Genomic DNA, 18,345 nt, shown 5'->3' with positions numbered 1-18,345 from the left:
GTTTTCTACCGTTATCTTGAATTCAACAATGAACCAATTGAATTAACCCAATTAAACAGTATGGCCCTTCCTTACGATCGCCGGCGCATCGTCGGTACGACACGGATAGATTATGTTAAACAGTATTTTACTGATTCTTTTTTTAATCGCGGTGAGCGCCTTTTTCTCGTTATCAGAGATTTCATTGGCTGCTTCGCGCAAAATTAAGTTAAAACTTCTGGCCGACGACGGTGATATCAACGCCGCGCGGGTACTAAAATTGCAAGAGACGCCGGGGATTTTCTTTACCGTCGTGCAGATTGGCCTGAATGCCGTCGCAATCCTCGGGGGTATCGTCGGTGATGCTGCGTTTTCACCCTCTTTCAGAGTGGTGTTTGAACGCTTTATGTCACCTGAACTTGCCGACCAGGTCAGCTTTATTTGCTCGTTCGTTTTGGTCACCAGCTTATTTATCCTGTTTGCCGACTTAACCCCGAAACGCATCGGTATGATTTCACCGGAAGCGGTTGCCGTTCGGATCGTCAACCCGATGCGCTTCTGTCTGATGATTTGTCGCCCATTAGTTTGGTTCTTCAATGGGATGGCCAACCTGATCTTCCGCTTATTCAAGCTACCAATGGTCCGCAATGATGACATCACCTCGGATGATATCTATGCCGTGGTGGAAGCGGGGGCATTGGCGGGCGTGTTACGCAAGCAAGAGCACGAGCTGATTGAAAACGTCTTTGAACTGGAGTCACGTACCGTTCCCTCCTCCATGACTTCGCGCGAGAGTGTGATCTATTTCGATCTGCGGGAGAGTGAAGACAGTATAAAAGAGAAGATTTCCACCCATCCACACTCAAAGTTCTTGGTCTGCGATGGTCATATCGACCAAGTAGTGGGCTACGTTGACTCCAAAGACCTGCTGAACCGAGTCTTGGGTAACCAGAGTCTGGTATTGAGCAGCGGAGTGCAAATCCGCTCAGCACTAATTGTTCCGGACACCTTGACACTCTCTGAGGCACTTGAGAGCTTTAAAACTGCCGGTGAAGATTTTGCCGTTATTCTCAATGAATATGCATTGGTGGTTGGGATAATCACCCTGAATGACGTGATGACCACGTTGATGGGGGATTTGGTGGGGCAAGGGCAGGAAGAACAGATTGTCGCTCGTGATGAAAGCTCATGGTTGATTGAGGGCGGCACCCCAATTGAAGACGTCATGCGCGTACTGCATATCGATGAATTCCCGCAATCGGGCAACTATGAAACCATCGGTGGCTTTATGATGTACATGCTGCGCAAAATTCCAAAGCGCACTGATTTCGTCAAGTATGCGGGCTACAAGTTTGAAGTGGTGGATATTGATAGCTACAAAATTGATCAGCTACTGGTAACCAAACTCAGTGACCTGCCCGCGCCGATCCTGCCAAAAGCCCCACACGAAAGCAGTGATGCGTAAATTCATTGTTTGAATGAGTGAGCCTTTAAAACATTAGCGGCCCCATATTAGGGGCCGCAATTAATTTGTTCAGGATAATGTCATACCCTAATTCATTGGAGTTACAGCTAGACAGCACCTGTGCCGCTAACCACGCCGCCACTCCAATTAAGAAGGGTGTCAGCCCATTTCAGACTGCAAACGCATCACTTGTCGATTGACTTCCGACATCACTTCAAAGTGGCGCTTATCCCTAACTTTCGGGATTAAGATCTTACCTTTATCGAACTCAAAAGCCCCCATATCCTTGATGTACAGACGGCCACGGAATAACGTTTTAACATACATCGCGACTTTTGCCGGATTGTAACGTGGGAAGATCCTCATTGTTTTACTTTCCTCCATAACACCAATACACACCTTCTGTCGCCTTAGCGACCAAGATCACAGGTAGCGTAAGATAATTGCAGAGTAATAGACTTATGGTATGGGCTTAAGTTCCCTCAAATTCAGTCATTGATGCTGTATTTACATAAAATTACAGTCTCAGGCGGGGATAATTACAGTTATTAACAGAATAACCATCTAGTTACTGTCGGAAATAATTTTTTTCAACTAACAGGACAGACCACTGATCAGCACCTATTATTGGAAAACTTACCTGTGACCTACATTCAAGGATAAGTCGAGTCTACCCATAAGATCCCCAAGGACATTACATGATAAAAAATAGCCTGCTTATACTGTCGCTACTATTCACACCGCTACTGGTCAGCGCCCATTCCATTCAGAATAACCAGCGAGTGCCACCGGTTGGCGTCAGCGATAAAGGTGAACTGGATTATGATAAGGCTACTGATCAGTTTAGCTATAAAAACTGGAATAGCTCGCAATTGCCCGGCAAAGTGCGAGTGATCCAACATATTGCTGGGCGTACCTCGGCAAAAGAGCTGAATGCACCCTTAGTGGAAGCCATCAAGCACGCTAATCTGCCACACGAACATTACCAAACGACGACAATCGTCAATACTGATGACGCCATTATCGGAACCGCCATGTTTGTGCGTAATAGCATTGAAAGCAATAAGCGCGAATTCCCTTGGTCGCAGTTTGTGGTCGACAGCAACGGGAATGTCAAAAAGGCTTGGGGCTTGGCGGATAAAAGCTCCACCATCGTGGTGCTGGATCAGCAAGGAAATGTCAATTTTGTCAAAGATGGTGCACTGACACCGGAGGAGGTGCAGCAGGTCGTCAACCAACTGCACCAGCTTGTTAAGCAGTAGACTAGAATAGCGACACTCTAAAGCCGGGGTTCAGGAATGATTCACGTGGGGTATAAGAGAGCGGTCTACCCTGCCAATCGTGAACCTGTGCTCCGGCTGCAAGAGCGATGGCATGACCCGCTGCAGTGTCCCACACATTGGTTGGCCCAAAGCGGGGATACAGCTGGGCCTTTCCTTCTGCCACCAAACAAAATTTGAGTGACGAACCGACTGATATCGTCTGATGCTCGCCCAGTTGCGCCAGATAATCCTCCAGCTCAGCATCACTGTGGGAGCGGCTCACGACGACCAGCGGCGGCAGTGCATCACGCACCTGAATTTGCATACGCCGACCACACTCCTCTTTCCATGCTTGGCCATTTTCTGCGCTATACATCACTTCGGTCACTGGGGTATATACCACGCCCAGTACCGGCTCACCTTTATCAATCAACGCGATATTGACGGTGAACTCGCCATTACGATTCAGAAACTCTTTGGTGCCATCCAGCGGATCAACCAACCAATAGCGCTGCCAATGCTGACGTACCTCCCAAGCAGGCGGGTCCTCTTCAGATAACAGCGGAATATTGGGGGTCAATGTGGCTAATCCGGCCTTGATAATCTGGTGAGCCGCGAGATCAGCGGCGGTCACAGGCGAATCATCTTTTTTATGGGTCACATCAAGGGGCTTTTCACCCTGATAGACCGCCATAATCGCCACGCCTGCCTCGCGGGCTAACTGGCAAATTTGCTCTAACATCATCCACCCCTTGGAATTGAATATTGATAGTCAGAATACACTTTATCGATTGTGGCTCCTGATCGTTTTCACTTGTCTTATATCTATTTTAGAACCTAAAGCATTAATCATCTCAAGAGTTACTACCCAACCTGAAGACTAATAATATTCCCGGTAAATAGCCATGTCCGTGAGAAAACTCCTTATAAAATCAGTGGTATTAACCTGCTACAACTGTGAACTTCTGCGCGGTATCCGGTGCTATTTTCTGCCAAACTTCACACTTTGTTTTAGCAATTATTTAAAGTTACATATTCTTTTGCGATACATGTCTAATAGTTCTTAATGGAGAAAGCCATGATCAAGCGTCCGCTAACGTTATCCCTCCTTGCCAGCCTGATTGCTGTTGCGACATCTGTGTCGGTGACCACGGCACAGGCCGCCACCCTTGACCTGCGAGTTTTGGAAACCACCGACCTGCACAGCAATATGATGGATTTCGATTACTACAAAGATAAGCCTACCGAGAAGTTCGGCCTGGTGCGCACCGCAAGTCTGATTGAGGCAGCTCGCCAACAAGCAACCAACAGCGTACTGGTGGATAACGGCGATCTGATTCAGGGCAGCCCGCTTGGCGACTATATGGCTGCAAAGGGATTGAAGGCGGGTGAGATTCATCCCGTTTATAAGGCAATGAATACGCTGGATTATGCGGTAGGTAACATCGGTAATCACGAGTTTAACTACGGTTTGGATTACCTAAAAAAATCACTGGCGGGCGCAAAATTCCCCTATGTGAATGCCAACGTGATTGATGTTAAGACCGGTAAGCCGCTATTCCAGCCCTATTTGATTGTCGACACGCCAGTGAAAGATCGTGAAGGGAAAAACCATAACCTGCGTATCGGCTATATCGGTTTTGTGCCTCCGCAAGTGATGATTTGGGATAAAGCGAATCTAAGTGGCAAAGTCACCGTCAACGACATCACCGAAACCGCTAAAAAGTGGGTACCGGAGATGCGCAAGCAAGGGGCTGATTTGGTGGTGGCGATCCCACACTCAGGCCTCTCCAGCGATCCCTATAAAACCATGGCTGAGAATTCGGTTTATTATCTCAGCCAAGTGCCAGGCATTGACGCCATCATGTTCGGCCATGCCCATGCCGTCTTCCCAAGCAAAGATTTTGCTGCCATTAAAGGTGCTGATATCACTCAGGGCACGTTAAACGGTGTTCCGGCGGTGATGCCGGGCCAGTGGGGTGACCATCTGGGGGTGGTCGATTTTGTACTGAATAACGACAAAGGCCAGTGGCAGGTGATTCAGGCCAAAGCGGAAGCGCGCCCTATTTACGATAAAGCCGCGCAAAAATCGCTGGCGGCAGAAAATGCGAGTTTGGTAAAAGTGCTGGCGGCTGATCATCAGGGGACGCGGGATTTTGTTAGCCAGCCGATCGGCAAAGCCTCAGACAATATGTACAGCTATCTGGCGCTGATCCAGGACGACCCAACGGTTCAGATCGTGAATAATGCTCAACGTGCCTATACCGAACACTTTATCCAAGGCGATCCTGATTTAGCTGAACTGCCAGTACTCTCTGCTGCCGCGCCATTTAAAGCCGGTGGCCGTAAAAATGATCCCGCCAGCTTTGTCGAAGTCGAAAAAGGAGAATTAACCTTCCGCAATGCCGCTGATCTCTACCTTTACCCGAATACGCTGGTGGTGGTGAAAGCCAGTGGTGACGAGGTAAAACAGTGGCTGGAGTGCTCGGCTGCGCAATTTAATCAAATTGATGTGAATAGCAGCAAGCCACAATCACTGATTAATTGGGATGGCTTCCGCACCTATAATTTCGATGTCATTGATGGTGTCAAATATGAGATCGATGTCAGCCAACCTGCGCGCTATGACGGCGAATGTGCGCTGATCAACGCTAAAGCTGAGCGTATTAAAAATCTGACATTTAATGGCAAACCTATTGATCCCAAAGCCACGTTCCTGATCGCCACTAATAATTACCGTGCTTACAGCGGTAAGTTTGCGGGAACGGGTGATAGACATATTGCTTTCGCGTCACCGGATGAAAACCGAGCCGTACTGTCCGCTTATATCAGCGCGGAAACCAAAAAACATGGGCAGGTGACCCCACAAGCTGATAACAACTGGCGTCTGGCAACACTGGAGAGTAAACAGCCACTGGATATCCGCTTTGAAACCTCGCCAAGTGCCAAGGCCGCTGAATTTATTAAGCAAAAAGCACAGTACCCAATGACAGCACAGGGGACTGATGAGATTGGTTTTGAGGTTTATCGTATCGATTTGCAACACAAATAATCACTGACCACAGCGCTTTAACGGGCGCTGTGGTCCCCTCTAATACCTCTTTAGAGTTATATCACATTCTATAACATGTATTTACTATGCATGTTATAGATATTTAATTACTCAATGAGGTGTCATTATGGATTACCGCAATCAATCTCTGGGTGCGCTGGCTATCGCCATTCCACGGGCTACAACGCTATTTCGTCATTATCAACTCGATTTCTGCTGTGGGGGTAAGCAAACACTATTACGCGCAGCGAATAAGTTAGAGCTAGATATTGATGAACTGGAAGTGCAGTTGCGTGCATTACAAACCGAGCCGCAATCATCTGAAGATTGGCAACAGCAACCGCTGACAAAACTCATTGATTTCATTATTAGCCGCTACCATGACCGCCATCGCGAGCAGCTACCGGAATTGATTCTGATGGCTGAGAAAGTTGAACGGGTACACGGCGAAAAACCGGCATGTCCACGGGGGTTAGCCACCGAACTCACCGCTATTTTAGAAGAGCTGACCCAGCATATGTACAAAGAGGAACAGGTCTTGTTCCCGATGATCCGGCGAGGCATGGGCTCTCAGGCGGGTGGCCCGATATTTGTGATGGAAGCTGAACACGATGCAGTTGGACTACAGTTGGAAGTGGTAAAGCAGCTCACGCAAAATGTGACCCCACCAGAAGGCGCCTGCAATACCTGGCGCGCGCTTTACACCGGTATCAATGAATTCATCACTGATCTGATGGAGCATATTCATCTGGAAAACAATTTGCTGTTCCCTCGTGCGCTAAAGGGAGAATAATTTAGCGGGCAGTGATTATCATCGAAAATAAAAGCCAAAGGGCGACATCGCGTCGCCCTTTGTCATCACACTGCACGTAGAATTCTCAGAACTTACAGAATTTCCAGCAGTTCCACTTCAAACATCAATGCGCTGAATGGCGGGATAGTTGCACCTGCACCACGCTCGCCATAGGCCAGATTGTGTGGGATGTATAACTTCCATTTAGAGCCAACCGGCATCATGGACAGCGCTTCAATCCAGCCAGGGATAACACCGCTGACCGGGAACTCGGCTGGCTGACCACGCTCAACAGAGCTATCAAATACCGTACCGTCAACCAAACGACCAGTATAGTGCACACGGACACGATCCTGGCGGGATGGGATTGGACCATCGCCAGCCTGTAACACAGAGAACTGCAAGCCAGATTCTGTGGTGGTAACGTCATCACGCTTGGCATTCTCTTCCAGGAAGGTTTTCCCTTCTTCTACCAATGCTTGTTGGCGCTCAACACGCACTTTATCAGCCTTTTCATGCACTTCTTGTAACGCGCGATGTATCACATCAACAGGGACAGTCGGTGTATTCCCTTCCATCGCGTCACGCAAACCTGCCAACAGTGCTTCTGGCAATAAACCTTCCAGCCCGGACTCTTGCAATTGCTGCCCGATTTGTAAACCAATCCCGTAGCTCGCTTGCGCTTCAACGCTATCAAAAGAAGGGGTTGTCATGGATTTTCCTTTAGTCGCTTATTCATCTCGAAGCCGCAAGCATAACAGCAGCAGGGGAGCGCGGTAAAATCTTGCGTTGTGAATGATGACTTTTGTCGAAGAAAAAGAAACAATGGCAGCAGGCTAATGGGAAATACCCCTTTTAGGTATGATAATCTTCTGCCTTTTGCCATCAAGCAGTTAGCAACGCGGCAAATTCAGGTAGGAAGGGTATATACTTAGAAGACTATAGGACTCACCGCCATATTATTATTTATGTCGTTTTACGCCGTTGAAGAGAGGTCACCATGGGCAGAATCGCGCCCAGGAGAAGGAAGAGTAATCGGGTTTATCAGCCATTGCTGCACACTTGGCTGACGATCAGGCAGAAGATCCTACCGGATCAGAAAGTGGCCGATAATCAAAACCTGATGTCCGAAGTGAGTGCATCCGAACACATCTCCCCTGTTGAGGATATTGCCGCTGCAGAAAATAGTGTCGCCCCTGAAGCTGTGACTACAGCCACACCGGAAACCGGCATCAAAGGGCTACTGCTGAAAATCTGGCATTTGCCGGACAATTTTCAGTGGATGGAGCCATTACCGCTCTTTCACCGTCGCTGGATCATTATCGTCACCGCTGTATTGCTGCTGGCACTGCTGTGGCCCGTGTCACGCGATAATACTGACCGTTCCTTCCCTATTAGCGCGCCATCCACTGACGTGCCACTACAGGCCCAATTACAGGACAATCTTGATGCGCCACCACCCCCAACGGTGGCTCCCCCAGTAACGCCGAATACTTTGCAAGGAAACTGGCAGAGTTATCAGATTCAATCGGGGAAAACACTGGCGCAGCTATTCCGTGATAATAATCTGCCAGTCAATGAAGTCTTTGCCATGGCACAGGTTGAAGGCAGCGATAAGCCACTGAGTAATCTAAAAGCGGGGCAAGAGGTCAAAATCATGCTGGATGCTCAAGGCGTGGTCGCCGCGCTAGCCATTGAAACCACCGCTAACACAGAAGTGCTGTTTACTCGACAGAGCGATGGCAGTTATCGCCGCGACCGTTAATCACCGCACCCTTAGCCACTTCTAGCTCACCCCTTATCTTCTTTGATATTGTCACTCAGTCCCTCCCGAATTAGGTTGTTTTCTGGGTGGTTAACGCCATCCACTGACAGAGAGCCGTATTCATAAATAAAGGGAGTGATTATGATATGAAATATCATTTATCTTTTGTATTACTACTGACACCATTTAGTGTGTTCGCAACACTACATTGCCCGGAGATTGATTCCATCTCACAGAGAGGGGGAATCTATTTGGCGGCAACCACAGAGGGGGGGCAATGGGTTGGCACCTTGCAGGGCGCGGTTTCCCCACCCATTCCGGTTAAAGATTTCAACGAAGCTCTTTTAATTCTGAATAGTGATAAAAGCAGTTTCGTTGATCAGGGGAATTTCCAAAAGTGTACTTATAATTTGGAGGCCGAAGATAAGCAGATAGACATGTACTACGAAAATAGAAGTTGGTTGGCATCCATTAGTGGAAAACCTCACTGGGTGCATCAAAAGACGCCGCTGTTTGAATTTTACCGCTGTTCAGGCGTGGCTGCCGAGGAGTGCGAATTTGAAATTTTACCGCAGGACCCTCTCCCCTGATACCGCTGCGTAGTTAATGATGAAATTCCTATTTACCAAAAAGCAAAACGCCAGCACGAGGCTGGCGTTTTAGCAGGTTAACAGCAGCGTAACTTACGCTTCTGCAACCACGTTCACGTTCAGTTTTGCGAATACGTCGCTGTGTACCTGGAAGTGAACTTCATGCTCACCAGTGGTACGCAGAACGCCATTCGGCAAACGAACTTCGCTCTTGGCCACGGCAACACCAGCTGCTGTTACAGCATCAGCGATGTCACGAGTACCGATAGAGCCGAACAGCTTGCCTTCATCGCCAGATTTAGAAGCGATGGTGACACTGACCAGTTCGTTAATTTTAGTTGCGCGAGCTTCAGCGGCAGCCAGAACGTCAGCCAATTTGGCTTCCAGTTCTGCACGACGTGCTTCAAAGAACTCTACGTTTTTCTTAGTTGCCGGAACAGCTTTAGCTTGTGGAACCAGGAAGTTACGAGCGTAGCCCGCTTTAACGTTCACTTGGTCACCCAGGCTGCCCAGGTTTGCTACTTTATCAAGCAGAATAACTTGCATTACCTTATCCTCTCAAAGTCGTTAATGGACAGTGGCCGATTACTGATGACGATCAGTGTACGGCAACAAAGACAGGTAGCGAGCGCGCTTGATACAACGAGCGAGCTGACGCTGGAATTTTGCACGAGTACCGGTAATACGGCTCGGGACAATTTTACCACTTTCAGTAACATAGTTTTTCAGCGTAGCGATGTCTTTATAATCAATCTCTACAACGCCTTCCGCGGTGAAACGGCAGAACTTGCGACGACGGAAATAACGTGCCATTAGGCTAGTCTCCAGAATCTATAAATTCAATCTGCTCGGCATGCAGAACCAGTTTATTCAGCCCATTGCGACCTTGATGGCAGCTAATGAAGCCTTCAACGGTTAACTGACTGCCGACCGTTATACTGTGAGTTAATGCTTGTGACGTTTGTCCGCTAACAACAATGGGCATTCTGCACCATGTTTGTCGGCTAAATCCGGCTTCCTGCTGTGTTGATCGATGCTCAAGCACAAATTGACAATGCGGGATACCAGAAGGACTTACTTTTCGAACCGGGGTCTTGCACACAGTGCCAGAGAGTACCAGACGATTAGTGGTCACCACGGCAATTACTCTTCAGAATCCCCAGCTTCGGAATCATCATTGGCTTCTGACGCGAAGTCGTGACGCTCACGGCGTTCGTCTTTCGCTTTAACCATTGGTGATGCTTCAGTTACCGCGTGTTTAACGCGCATAACCATGCTACGGATAACGGCGTCGTTGAAGCGGAAGTTTGTTTCCAGCTCATCGATCGCTTCCTGCGGGGCTTCAACGTTCAGCAGAACGTAGTGAGCTTTGTGCAGTTTGTTGATCGGGTAAGCCAGTTGACGGCGGCCCCAGTCTTCCAGACGGTGGATCGTACCAGCAGCATTAGTGATAGTTGCACTATAGCGCTCGATCATGCCCGGAACCTGTTCGCTTTGGTCAGGATGGACCATAAAAACGATTTCGTAATGACGCATCGATTATTGCTCCTTACGGATTATTCAGCCTCCTGATAGGGTCAACCGCGGCCCATGGAGGCAAGGAACGTGTTTGTGTGCGGCTGAAAAATGACGCGTAACTATACTTGCGGGCCGCTGGAAACTCAAGGACTGACGGGGATTTATTCTTATTCTGACCATTACTCAGCTAAAAGCGCACTTTTTGTTCGTTAATTAACCAATGGTTATCGATCCATTAGTCTGCTAAATCTTCCAATAAAATCATTAGCTCAACATAAATATTGTTCACTTTTTTTGACCAAGTGAATCAATCTTCGTGTATTTTTTAATTAACAAAAGCGACTAGAATTATTTACATCCACCGCATAACAAGCGGCGAAGCAAACTGAAAGTTATTCAAAGTAAGTAAATAAGATATTGGAGTCACCTATGAAATCAACACTCATCATCGCAGCCACACTGAGTTTACTACTCTCCGCCAACACCTTTGCAGCCACAGAGATCAGTCGTCAGGAAGCTATGCAGCAGCAACGTGTCAGCATTGGCGAAATTTCCCTTAACCACAATGTGGTTTCACCGGACGATGCCGTGGCACAAATCAGCAAAATGGCTGATGAGCGCGGCGCAACCGCCTACCACATAACCCAAATGCATGAGCCGGGTAGCAATACCTCCATTCGGGTGAATGCCGAGATTTATCGTTAGACCTAGCAGTAAAAATACAACACCAGTGAATACGACGACCAATAACCAAAATAGCCTGTTATATGCCCTTCCCCCCGGTTTACCGGGGGGCTTTTATCCCCTTAGTTATTGAAAATACAGGGGGACTCCTCAAGATTTATAAATGTTTAGCGAAGAATCTAACCCCAGCACTGAGTGCCGTCGGGGTGATTTTATGACCAATCCCCGCTTCGGTCAGATAGGTTAGATGCTGAGCTCGCCCACTGGCCCTCAACGCCTGCACCAATCGCTCACTCTCTGCGGCGGGCACCACATCATCCGCTTCCCCATGCCAAACCAATAATGGCCGCTCGGCAATGACTTCCAACTGATGAGTAAGATCATAATCTGCCAGCGGTGCTAAACGGCGCTCAAATGCCGCCGTGCTGACCACCTGCCCCGCCTCCAGAGGAGGAAACAGGCTGTGCGCCAGTGAGGTGAAGTAACCTGACCCCATAAAGTCTGCGGCGACACTCACCCACGGATAGCGGGCAAACGCTCCCAATGTGGTCATCCCCCCCATTGATGCGCCCGCCACACCGATGCGATCGCCATCAATCAATCCAGCCTGCTGATAATGCTGTTTAAGTGCTGGCAGCTCATCAATATTTGATTTTAGAATCTCCCAAAAGTGGGATAAGCGCTGGGTCTCATTGCCGTTAAAGCGCGCACCGTGCATATCGGCATCGGGTGCTATAGTGCGAAAACCGGCTTGTGCGAAGGCATAGGCGAAATAGGAATAGACCTCTTTTGACGAGGTGTAGCCATGATAGAAGAAAATGGTGGGTAGCGGTTGCTGGCGTTGACCCGCAGGGGCAGAATGTATCACCTCAATACCATTAATGTTTTCCAGCGACATCTCAATCATGGCGACAATCCTTTCTTTATCAGGCGGAGTATTTATCAGGCGCAATGTAAGCAGGGAAACAGGCTTATACTGGATAAATGCAGTGTGCCTAAATAGGGTTATAAAGTCTTAAATCAATTTCTTTCAAGATATTACCCTTTATACACAGCACGGCACCCAAATCAGTAACGAAGAGGCAAAGATGACAATAAAACGTGCGATGGTGTTTTTACTGCTCACTTTGGGGCTATCGGCTTGCAGTGCTTTTCATGTCACGCCTGTTCCCCCACCTGCGATTCAGCCTTATGCACAAGAAATCACCCGAGCCCAGAGCCTCAACTTACAAAAAGTGGGGAGTGTCTCAGCTCAAGTATTTGGCAGCCCAATGGATGTAGAAGCAGAAATTAAGCGTAGGGCCAACGCCAGCGGCGCGCCCTACTATTTAATTATCATGATGTCTGACAGTATTTATCCCGGCACTTGGTATGCCAATGCACTGTTATACAAGTAGCGATAATATCGGTAAATGTTATATCGATAGCCCCGTTGCGCGGCTCAATAGCGGCGCACAAATAGCCTCAGGTAACATATATTGGTCACGGTGATCGAGTGTCATGCGGCACCAGGCATCGGCCAGTGGCGGCGAAGCAAAGCGCAGTAATTGGGCAGCGCAACACAGATCAAAGAGTTGCTGAGTGAGCGCTCGCCCCTGCTCTTCCTTAGGGTTTTTCAGCCGCTGTTGCAACTGCCGCCATGCACGATCAAACAACCGATTCTGCCCACGTACCGGGTAAAACTCTTGCTGTAGCATGTCGATAGCGGTAGGCAGCTTGCGAAATGTCCGCAGCACATCAAGGCACATAATGTTGCCGGAGCCTTCCCAAATGCTGTTGACCGGCATTTCCCGATACAGCCGTGGCAGCTCACTCTGCTCGCAATAACCGATCCCACCCAGCACCTCCATCGCCTCGGCGACAAAGGCACTGCCCTGCCCGCAAACCCGATATTTTGCCGCAGGTGTTAGCAGACGGCTGAATATCTGCTCATGGGCCTCATGGGGTTTCTCCCATGCGCGGGCTAAGCGCATCAGTAATGCGGTATGCCCTTCCAGACGTAATGCCATGCGACTCAGCACTTGGCGCATTAAGGGTTGATCGACCAATGCCTTACCAAAAGCCTGCCGCTGCCAGGCATGGTACAGCGCGACAGAGAAGGCGCGGCGCATCAGGCCATGGCTGCCCAGCGCACAATCAAAACGGGTATATCCGCCCATTTTCAGGATTTGTCGAATGCCTTCGCCCTCATCCCCCAAGAGCCAAGCGGTGGCCTGATCAAATTCAACTTCACTACTGGCATTGGACCTGTTGCCAAGTTTATCTTTCAGCCGCTCTAATCGAATGGCGTTATAAGTGCCATCAGGTAATATTTTGGGCAAGAAGAAGCAGGATAACCCTCCCTCGGTCTGCGCTAACACAAGGTGCGCATCACTTTGCGGCACGGAGAAAAACCACTTGTGGCCCACCAAGCGATAAGCCTCACCATTGCCGCGTGCTGCCAGCGGCTCAGCGCGGGTGGTATTGCTGAGCACATCAGAGCCCCCTTGTTTTTCCGTCATACCCATGCCAATCAGTAAGCCCCGCTTCTGACTACCGACGGTCTGATGGGAGTCATAGCGATCTGAAAGCAACGGCGGCAGCCAGTTTTGAAATAATGGTGGGAGAGATTGTTGCAACAACGGAATGGCACCAAATGTCATGGTGATGGGGCATAGTGATCCTGCTTCTACCTGTGCATGTAGGATAAAACGTGCTGCCCGTGCCACAAAGGAACCAATGCGTGCATCTTCTTGCCAAGGCAGATTGTGCACCCGATGCTTGACCAACTCCTGCATCAACACATACCACGCAGGGTGAAATCTTACCTGATCCAAGCGTTGACCCGCGGCGTCGTAACGTAATAATTCAGGCGGATTATTGTTTGCCAGCCGTCCTAACTCCAGTGACTCCTGCGAACCAAGTTGTAACCCAATCAGAGAGAGTTCCTCTCCATCCCAACCCGCATGCTCCCGCTTCACGGCTTCCCGCAATGCCATATCAGACAGAAATAAATTACTGTTCGATAATGGTTCAGGCTGATTGAAAACCAAGTGAGTCTGCCACTCCATACCTTCCTCCATTCCGGTACTCATTGCGAAATCGGCATTCATAAATCAGGGTTAAGTATGGTGTAGGCGGGGTTTTTTGCTGACAGACTCATCACAAACAGGAATCAAACAACGATATATCGCTGATAATTTGGATTAATTCCCGCGATTAAAAATACAAAAAAAGCCAACATCGGTGAATGTTGACTCTTGAAGCGGCGTGGAGAAAGAAGAGTTAAGCTTTCAGCGCTCGCTGGCGCACTGCTTCAAATAAGCAGACCCCAGTAGCAACCGACACGTTCAGCGAAGAAACGGTTCCCGCCATCGGAATGCTGATTAACTCATCGCAGTGTTCGCGCGTCAAACGACGCATACCTTCGCCTTCAGCCCCCATCACCAGCGCCATCGGACCCGTCATTTTGCTCTGATACAGCGTGTGGTCAGCTTCGCCCGCCGTGCCGACAATCCAGACATTGTGCTCTTGCAGCACTCGCAGGGTACGCGCCAGATTGGTCACTTTAATCAATGGCACATTTTCGGCAGCACCACTGGCCACTTTTTTGGCAATGGCATTGAGCTGTGCGGAACGATCCCGTGGCACGATAACCGCGTGGACACCAGCGGCATCCGCGCTACGTAAGCAAGCGCCTAGATTATGTGGATCAGTGACGCCATCCAGCACCAGCAGGAAAGGCATCTCCACGCTTTTCAGCAACGCCGGCAGATCATTTTCCTGATACTGACGCCCTTCACGTACTCGCGCCACGATCCCCTGATGGACTCCGCCCTCAACCTGCGCATCCAACCATTGGCGGTTGGCAACCTGAATCACTAAACCGGCAGCTTCCAGTTCCGCGACCAGCGGCTGTAGGCGACGATCGTCACGGCCTTTCAGGATAAAAACTTCCAGAAAACGTTGTGGATCGTTGTCTAGCAGGGCTTTGACGGCGTGAATGCCGTAAATAATTTCGCTCATGATGCTCTTTTATAAATGATTAAGTATTAATGAATAAACGAATGCGGGCGACCGGGGCCGCCCGACAATCAACAGGCCATTACTGATCGCTGCTGGTTTTCTTCTTCGCGCGCTTGGCCTTGGTGGCAGCGGCAATTTTTTTCGTTTTCGCAGAGGCTCTTTTCGCTTTCGCTTTGGCTTTTTTCTCAGCGATTGCTTTGTCATCCAACGTTACTGCGGCCTCTAGCGGACGGAAAGCACTGTCCGGCTCGAAGTTCGCTGGTTTTTTAGCGCGACGAGGCCGTTTTTGCCCAGCCCCTGCTGCGGCACGATCACCCGTTGGCGCACGTTCACGGCGCGGTGCACCGGATGAGCTACCACGACCGCCACGGCTTGAGGAGGTGTCGCGCATGCTACGTTGACCATCGGCTTTCTTCGCCTTATCACGGGCGGTTTTGCCTTCGCCACGCGGCTTACGCGCACTGGAAACCAGAGCAAAATCAATTTTGCGCTCATCCATATGCACCGCTTCCACGCGGATTTCCACGGTATCACCTAAGCGGTAAACCATACCGGAAGATTCGCCGATCAGACGTTGGCCGATATTGTCATAACGGTAGTAGTCATTGTCCAGGCTGGAAACATGCACCAAACCATCAATAAACAGATCGTCAAGGCGCACGAAGAAGCCAAAACCAGTGACACTGGCGATAATACCAGTGAACTCTTTACCCACCTGATCCTGCATGAAGTCGCACTTCAGCCAATCCGCCACATTGCGAGTGGCTTCATCCGCACGACGTTCAGTCATTGAGCAGTGTTCGCCCAATTGCAGCATCTCTTCGTACTCACTGTGCCAGCCACCCGTCGGTGTCCAGCGCTCTTTCACATTACCCTGCTCTTTGGCGAGCTGGTACTTGATAGCCCGATGCATCGCCAAGTCCGGATAGCGGCGAATTGGCGAGGTAAAGTGACCATAGGAGGCTAGCGCTAAGCCAAAGTGACCTCGATTTTCTGGATCGTAAATCGCTTGTTTCATCGAGCGCAGCAACATGGTTTGCAGCATCTCATGATCCGGACGGTCGGCCACTTCATCCATCAGCACCGCATAGTCTTTCGGCTCGGGTTTTAGACCTCCCCCCAGTGTCAGGCCCAACTCATTGAGCACGCTACGCAGCGCTGAGATATGGTCGTCGCTTGGGCGGTCATGCACGCGGAACAGGGCCGGCTCGTTATGTTTTTCCACAAAACGCGCAGCGGCGATGTTCGCCAAAATCATGCACTCTTCAATCAGTTTATGTGCGTCATTACGCACCGTCGATTCGATGCGTTCAATGCGTCGTTCAGCATTGAAAATAAATTTGGCTTCTTCGGTTTCAAACGCAATACCGCCACGTTCGGCACGCGCCTGATCCAGCGCCTTGTACATGGAGTGCAGCTCTAACAGATGCGGCACCAGCGGTTTATACTGCTCACGCAGCGACTCTTCGCCATCAATGATGCGCCACACTTTGGTGTAAGTCAGACGCGCATGGGAACTCATCACCGCTTCGTAGAACTTAGAGGACGAAAGCTTGCCCTGTGAGGAGATGGTCATCTCGCACACCATACACAGGCGGTCTACCTGCGGATTCAGGGAGCAAAGGCCGTTGGACAGCACTTCCGGCAGCATCGGGACCACTTGCGATGGGAAGTAGACTGAGTTACCCCGGCTGCGGGCTTCATCATCCAGTGCCGTGCGCGGACGTACGTAGTAGCTAACATCCGCAATGGCAACCCATAAGCGCCAGCCGCCACCACGTTTTTTCTCGCAATACACGGCATCATCGAAGTCACGGGCGTCTTCGCCATCAATAGTGACCAATGGCAGGTTACGTAAATCCACCCGCCCTTTTTTCGCCTCTTCCGGCACTTGTTCTTTCAGGTCTGCGACCTGTTTTTCCACCTGAGGCGGCCAAGTGTGGGGGATTTCATGGGTGCGCAGTGCAATATCCACCGCCATGCTGGTGCCCATATTCTCGCCAAGAACTTCAACGATTTTACCTACCGCTTTGGTGCGACGAGTCGGGCGCTGGGTCAACTCGACCACCACCATATAACCCATTCGTGCACCGTTGATCGCCTCTGGCGGGATCAGAATATCGAAACTCAAACGACCATCATCAGGCACCACAAAACCCGTGCCCGCATCGGTAAAGTAGCGGCCAACGATTTGGCTGGTTTTCGGCACCAGTACCCGCACGATACGCGCTTCACGGCGGCCTTTGCGATCAGCGCCAACGGCTTGGGCCAATACTACATCGCCATGAATCGCAGTTTTCATCTGCTCTGCGGAGAGATAGAGATCGTCTTTGCTACCTTCAACCCGTAAAAAGCCAAAACCATCACGGTGACCAATAACAGTACCGCGTAGTAAGTCCAGGCGCTCCGGCAAGGCGTAGCACTGGCGACGGGTGAAGATTAACTGCCCATCACGCTCCATCGCGCGCAGGCGGCGACGCAGAGCTTCTAGAGCCTCTTCGCCGGTGAGATTAAGTTCATTGGCCAGCTCTTCACGGCTGGCAGGTGTTTCGCGCTTGGCGAGATGAGCCAGAATGAACTCCCTGCTAGGGATCGGTGACTCATATTTCTCTGCTTCTCGTTCCAAGAATGGATCTTGTGACATTGCGGTTCCTCCGTTGTCAGCAGCAGGCTGTACACCCTACGGACTTAAAGTTGCAGGGGGTTGGCTGCACCTTGCAAACCTATTAGGCATACACATGTTTTATTATAAAAACTACTCAACAAGTAATAGCTTATAGAGCGGGGCATTATCTTGGACCATGTCAGCCAAAGTATAGTTATCCAGCTCGTTAAGGAAACTCTGTACCGCCTGATTAAGCACCTGCTTTAGGCGGCAAGCGGGTGTTATGTGGCAAAAATCACTACTGCAATTCACCAAAGAGAGTGGCTCAAGTTGGCGTACAACGTCACCAATTCGAATCTGCTCGGCAGGTTTACCCAACCGTATTCCACCGTTTTTACCCCGCACCGCCGTTACCAACCCAACACGGCTCAACTGATTGATTATTTTAACCATATGATTGCGAGACACGCCATAGACCTCAGTAACCTGAGAAATGTTAGTCATTTGGCCTTCAGGTAGCGAGGCCATATAAGTAAGCGCTCGCAAACCATAATCAGTAAAACTTGTTAACTGCACGTATACCCCTGAGTATCAGTTTACCCGGCTTGAACCCATCTAAGATGACAC

20 protein-coding genes are annotated in these 18,345 nt (G+C 49.8%); 8 read left to right on the top strand and 12 right to left on the bottom strand.

The window, feature by feature from the left end; translation table 11 throughout:
- Nucleotides 1–112: 112 nt before the first annotated feature.
- Nucleotides 113–1,444, top strand: a complete 1,332-nt coding sequence (paeA, locus tag ACZ76_RS11270) for a polyamine export protein PaeA (RefSeq protein ID WP_004875441.1) — start codon at nucleotides 113–115, stop codon at nucleotides 1,442–1,444.
- Nucleotides 1,445–1,603: 159 nt separating this feature from the next.
- On the opposite strand, the gene ACZ76_RS11265 is transcribed toward paeA, so the two are convergent.
- Nucleotides 1,604–1,810 carry a DUF1107 domain-containing protein gene (locus ACZ76_RS11265; protein WP_032897150.1) on the bottom strand — a complete coding sequence of 69 codons (207 nt, stop codon included), beginning with the start codon at nucleotides 1,808–1,810 and terminating at the stop codon, nucleotides 1,604–1,606.
- A 332-nt stretch (nucleotides 1,811–2,142) separates the two neighbouring features.
- Here ACZ76_RS11265 and ACZ76_RS11260 point away from each other — a divergent pair, with 332 nt between their 5' ends.
- The gene (locus ACZ76_RS11260) at nucleotides 2,143–2,706 is read left to right on the top strand and encodes a YtfJ family protein (protein ID WP_048619015.1); all 564 of its coding nucleotides are present in this window, start codon (nucleotides 2,143–2,145) and stop codon (nucleotides 2,704–2,706) included.
- Nucleotide 2,707: 1 nt separating this feature from the next.
- Here ACZ76_RS11260 and cysQ read toward each other — a convergent pair whose 3' ends face one another.
- The gene (gene cysQ / locus ACZ76_RS11255) at nucleotides 2,708–3,448 is read right to left on the bottom strand and encodes a 3'(2'),5'-bisphosphate nucleotidase CysQ (RefSeq protein ID WP_048619014.1); all 741 of its coding nucleotides are present in this window, start codon (nucleotides 3,446–3,448) and stop codon (nucleotides 2,708–2,710) included.
- Nucleotides 3,449–3,772: 324 nt separating this feature from the next.
- Between cysQ and ACZ76_RS11250 the strand changes: the two genes are divergently transcribed.
- Both ACZ76_RS11250 and ytfE read left to right on the top strand, forming a co-directional pair.
- Complete coding sequence (locus tag ACZ76_RS11250) at nucleotides 3,773–5,758, top strand: bifunctional 2',3'-cyclic-nucleotide 2'-phosphodiesterase/3'-nucleotidase (RefSeq protein ID WP_048619013.1); 1,986 nt, start codon at nucleotides 3,773–3,775, stop codon at nucleotides 5,756–5,758.
- A gap of 127 nt (nucleotides 5,759–5,885) precedes the next feature.
- Entirely contained in the window at nucleotides 5,886–6,551 is a 666-nt protein-coding gene (gene ytfE / locus ACZ76_RS11245) for an iron-sulfur cluster repair protein YtfE (RefSeq protein WP_048619012.1), read from the top strand.
- Between the two features lie 92 nt (nucleotides 6,552–6,643).
- Here ytfE and ACZ76_RS11240 read toward each other — a convergent pair whose 3' ends face one another.
- Entirely contained in the window at nucleotides 6,644–7,264 is a 621-nt protein-coding gene (locus tag ACZ76_RS11240) for a peptidylprolyl isomerase (RefSeq protein WP_004875448.1), read from the bottom strand.
- Between the two features lie 287 nt (nucleotides 7,265–7,551).
- On the opposite strand from ACZ76_RS11240, the gene ACZ76_RS11235 reads away from it, so the two are divergent.
- Both ACZ76_RS11235 and ACZ76_RS11230 read left to right on the top strand, forming a co-directional pair.
- Nucleotides 7,552–8,316, top strand: a complete 765-nt coding sequence (locus ACZ76_RS11235) for an OapA family protein (RefSeq protein ID WP_048619011.1) — start codon at nucleotides 7,552–7,554, stop codon at nucleotides 8,314–8,316.
- 146 nt (nucleotides 8,317–8,462) lie between these two features.
- Nucleotides 8,463–8,906, top strand: coding sequence for a DUF3757 domain-containing protein (locus tag ACZ76_RS11230; RefSeq protein ID WP_048619010.1), 444 nt, complete (start codon nucleotides 8,463–8,465; stop codon nucleotides 8,904–8,906).
- 93 nt (nucleotides 8,907–8,999) lie between these two features.
- Here the strand turns inward: ACZ76_RS11230 and rplI are convergent, their stop codons facing one another.
- From rplI to rpsF, 4 genes are read right to left on the bottom strand one after another with little or no spacing between them, the layout of a single operon-like run.
- On the bottom strand, nucleotides 9,000–9,452 hold the full coding sequence (gene rplI, locus ACZ76_RS11225) for a 50S ribosomal protein L9 (RefSeq protein WP_048619009.1): 453 nt from the start codon (nucleotides 9,450–9,452) through the stop codon (nucleotides 9,000–9,002).
- A 39-nt stretch (nucleotides 9,453–9,491) separates the two neighbouring features.
- Complete coding sequence (gene rpsR / locus ACZ76_RS11220; protein ID WP_048619008.1) at nucleotides 9,492–9,719, bottom strand: 30S ribosomal protein S18; 228 nt, start codon at nucleotides 9,717–9,719, stop codon at nucleotides 9,492–9,494.
- Nucleotides 9,720–9,723: 4 nt separating this feature from the next.
- Nucleotides 9,724–10,044: a primosomal replication protein N gene (gene priB / locus ACZ76_RS11215; RefSeq protein WP_048619007.1), complete on the bottom strand. Its 321-nt coding sequence runs from the start codon at nucleotides 10,042–10,044 to the stop codon at nucleotides 9,724–9,726.
- A gap of 5 nt (nucleotides 10,045–10,049) precedes the next feature.
- Nucleotides 10,050–10,442, bottom strand: coding sequence for a 30S ribosomal protein S6 (gene rpsF, locus ACZ76_RS11210; RefSeq protein ID WP_002210153.1), 393 nt, complete (start codon nucleotides 10,440–10,442; stop codon nucleotides 10,050–10,052).
- 411 nt (nucleotides 10,443–10,853) lie between these two features.
- Here rpsF and ACZ76_RS11205 point away from each other — a divergent pair, with 411 nt between their 5' ends.
- On the top strand, nucleotides 10,854–11,129 hold the full coding sequence (locus ACZ76_RS11205; RefSeq protein ID WP_048619006.1) for a YdgH/BhsA/McbA family protein: 276 nt from the start codon (nucleotides 10,854–10,856) through the stop codon (nucleotides 11,127–11,129).
- A 136-nt stretch (nucleotides 11,130–11,265) separates the two neighbouring features.
- Here the strand turns inward: ACZ76_RS11205 and yjfP are convergent, their stop codons facing one another.
- On the bottom strand, nucleotides 11,266–12,015 hold the full coding sequence (yjfP, locus tag ACZ76_RS11200; protein WP_048619005.1) for an esterase: 750 nt from the start codon (nucleotides 12,013–12,015) through the stop codon (nucleotides 11,266–11,268).
- A 181-nt stretch (nucleotides 12,016–12,196) separates the two neighbouring features.
- Between yjfP and bsmA the strand changes: the two genes are divergently transcribed.
- Complete coding sequence (gene bsmA, locus ACZ76_RS11195) at nucleotides 12,197–12,505, top strand: biofilm peroxide resistance protein BsmA (protein WP_048619004.1); 309 nt, start codon at nucleotides 12,197–12,199, stop codon at nucleotides 12,503–12,505.
- An 18-nt stretch (nucleotides 12,506–12,523) separates the two neighbouring features.
- Here the strand turns inward: bsmA and ACZ76_RS11190 are convergent, their stop codons facing one another.
- The 4 genes from ACZ76_RS11190 to nsrR all read right to left on the bottom strand — a co-directional run bounded on the left by ACZ76_RS11190 (nucleotide 12,524) and on the right by nsrR (nucleotide 18,294).
- Nucleotides 12,524–14,170: an isovaleryl-CoA dehydrogenase gene (locus ACZ76_RS11190; RefSeq protein ID WP_048619003.1), complete on the bottom strand. Its 1,647-nt coding sequence runs from the start codon at nucleotides 14,168–14,170 to the stop codon at nucleotides 12,524–12,526.
- 202 nt (nucleotides 14,171–14,372) lie between these two features.
- Nucleotides 14,373–15,113: a 23S rRNA (guanosine(2251)-2'-O)-methyltransferase RlmB gene (gene rlmB / locus ACZ76_RS11185; protein ID WP_048619002.1), complete on the bottom strand. Its 741-nt coding sequence runs from the start codon at nucleotides 15,111–15,113 to the stop codon at nucleotides 14,373–14,375.
- 79 nt (nucleotides 15,114–15,192) lie between these two features.
- On the bottom strand, nucleotides 15,193–17,757 hold the full coding sequence (rnr, locus tag ACZ76_RS11180) for a ribonuclease R (RefSeq protein ID WP_048619001.1): 2,565 nt from the start codon (nucleotides 17,755–17,757) through the stop codon (nucleotides 15,193–15,195).
- Nucleotides 17,758–17,868: 111 nt separating this feature from the next.
- Entirely contained in the window at nucleotides 17,869–18,294 is a 426-nt protein-coding gene (gene nsrR / locus ACZ76_RS11175) for a nitric oxide-sensing transcriptional repressor NsrR (protein ID WP_048619000.1), read from the bottom strand.
- Nucleotides 18,295–18,345: the final 51 nt, after the last annotated feature.

It is taken from the genome of Yersinia aleksiciae (assembly GCF_001047675.1).
GTDB lineage: Bacteria > Pseudomonadota > Gammaproteobacteria > Enterobacterales > Enterobacteriaceae > Yersinia > Yersinia aleksiciae.
This window is presented reverse-complemented; position numbering and strand designations above follow the sequence as displayed.

Excerpts from the sequence above, each read along its gene's own strand:
- paeA (WP_004875441.1), top strand. The coding sequence starts at position 113 with ATGTTAAACAGTATTTTACTGATTCTTTTTTTAATCGCGGTGAGCGCC.
- ACZ76_RS11265 (WP_032897150.1), bottom strand. The coding sequence starts at position 1,810 with ATGAGGATCTTCCCACGTTACAATCCGGCAAAAGTCGCGATGTATGTT.
- ACZ76_RS11260 (WP_048619015.1), top strand. The coding sequence starts at position 2,143 with ATGATAAAAAATAGCCTGCTTATACTGTCGCTACTATTCACACCGCTA.
- cysQ (WP_048619014.1), bottom strand. The coding sequence starts at position 3,448 with ATGTTAGAGCAAATTTGCCAGTTAGCCCGCGAGGCAGGCGTGGCGATT.
- ACZ76_RS11250 (WP_048619013.1), top strand. The coding sequence starts at position 3,773 with ATGGAGAAAGCCATGATCAAGCGTCCGCTAACGTTATCCCTCCTTGCC.
- ytfE (WP_048619012.1), top strand. The coding sequence starts at position 5,886 with ATGGATTACCGCAATCAATCTCTGGGTGCGCTGGCTATCGCCATTCCA.
- ACZ76_RS11240 (WP_004875448.1), bottom strand. The coding sequence starts at position 7,264 with ATGACAACCCCTTCTTTTGATAGCGTTGAAGCGCAAGCGAGCTACGGG.
- ACZ76_RS11235 (WP_048619011.1), top strand. The coding sequence starts at position 7,552 with ATGGGCAGAATCGCGCCCAGGAGAAGGAAGAGTAATCGGGTTTATCAG.
- ACZ76_RS11230 (WP_048619010.1), top strand. The coding sequence starts at position 8,463 with ATGAAATATCATTTATCTTTTGTATTACTACTGACACCATTTAGTGTG.
- rplI (WP_048619009.1), bottom strand. The coding sequence starts at position 9,452 with ATGCAAGTTATTCTGCTTGATAAAGTAGCAAACCTGGGCAGCCTGGGT.
- rpsR (WP_048619008.1), bottom strand. The coding sequence starts at position 9,719 with ATGGCACGTTATTTCCGTCGTCGCAAGTTCTGCCGTTTCACCGCGGAA.
- rpsF (WP_002210153.1), bottom strand. The coding sequence starts at position 10,442 with ATGCGTCATTACGAAATCGTTTTTATGGTCCATCCTGACCAAAGCGAA.
- ACZ76_RS11205 (WP_048619006.1), top strand. The coding sequence starts at position 10,854 with ATGAAATCAACACTCATCATCGCAGCCACACTGAGTTTACTACTCTCC.
- yjfP (WP_048619005.1), bottom strand. The coding sequence starts at position 12,015 with ATGATTGAGATGTCGCTGGAAAACATTAATGGTATTGAGGTGATACAT.
- bsmA (WP_048619004.1), top strand. The coding sequence starts at position 12,197 with ATGACAATAAAACGTGCGATGGTGTTTTTACTGCTCACTTTGGGGCTA.
- ACZ76_RS11190 (WP_048619003.1), bottom strand. The coding sequence starts at position 14,170 with ATGGAGGAAGGTATGGAGTGGCAGACTCACTTGGTTTTCAATCAGCCT.
- rlmB (WP_048619002.1), bottom strand. The coding sequence starts at position 15,113 with ATGAGCGAAATTATTTACGGCATTCACGCCGTCAAAGCCCTGCTAGAC.
- rnr (WP_048619001.1), bottom strand. The coding sequence starts at position 17,757 with ATGTCACAAGATCCATTCTTGGAACGAGAAGCAGAGAAATATGAGTCA.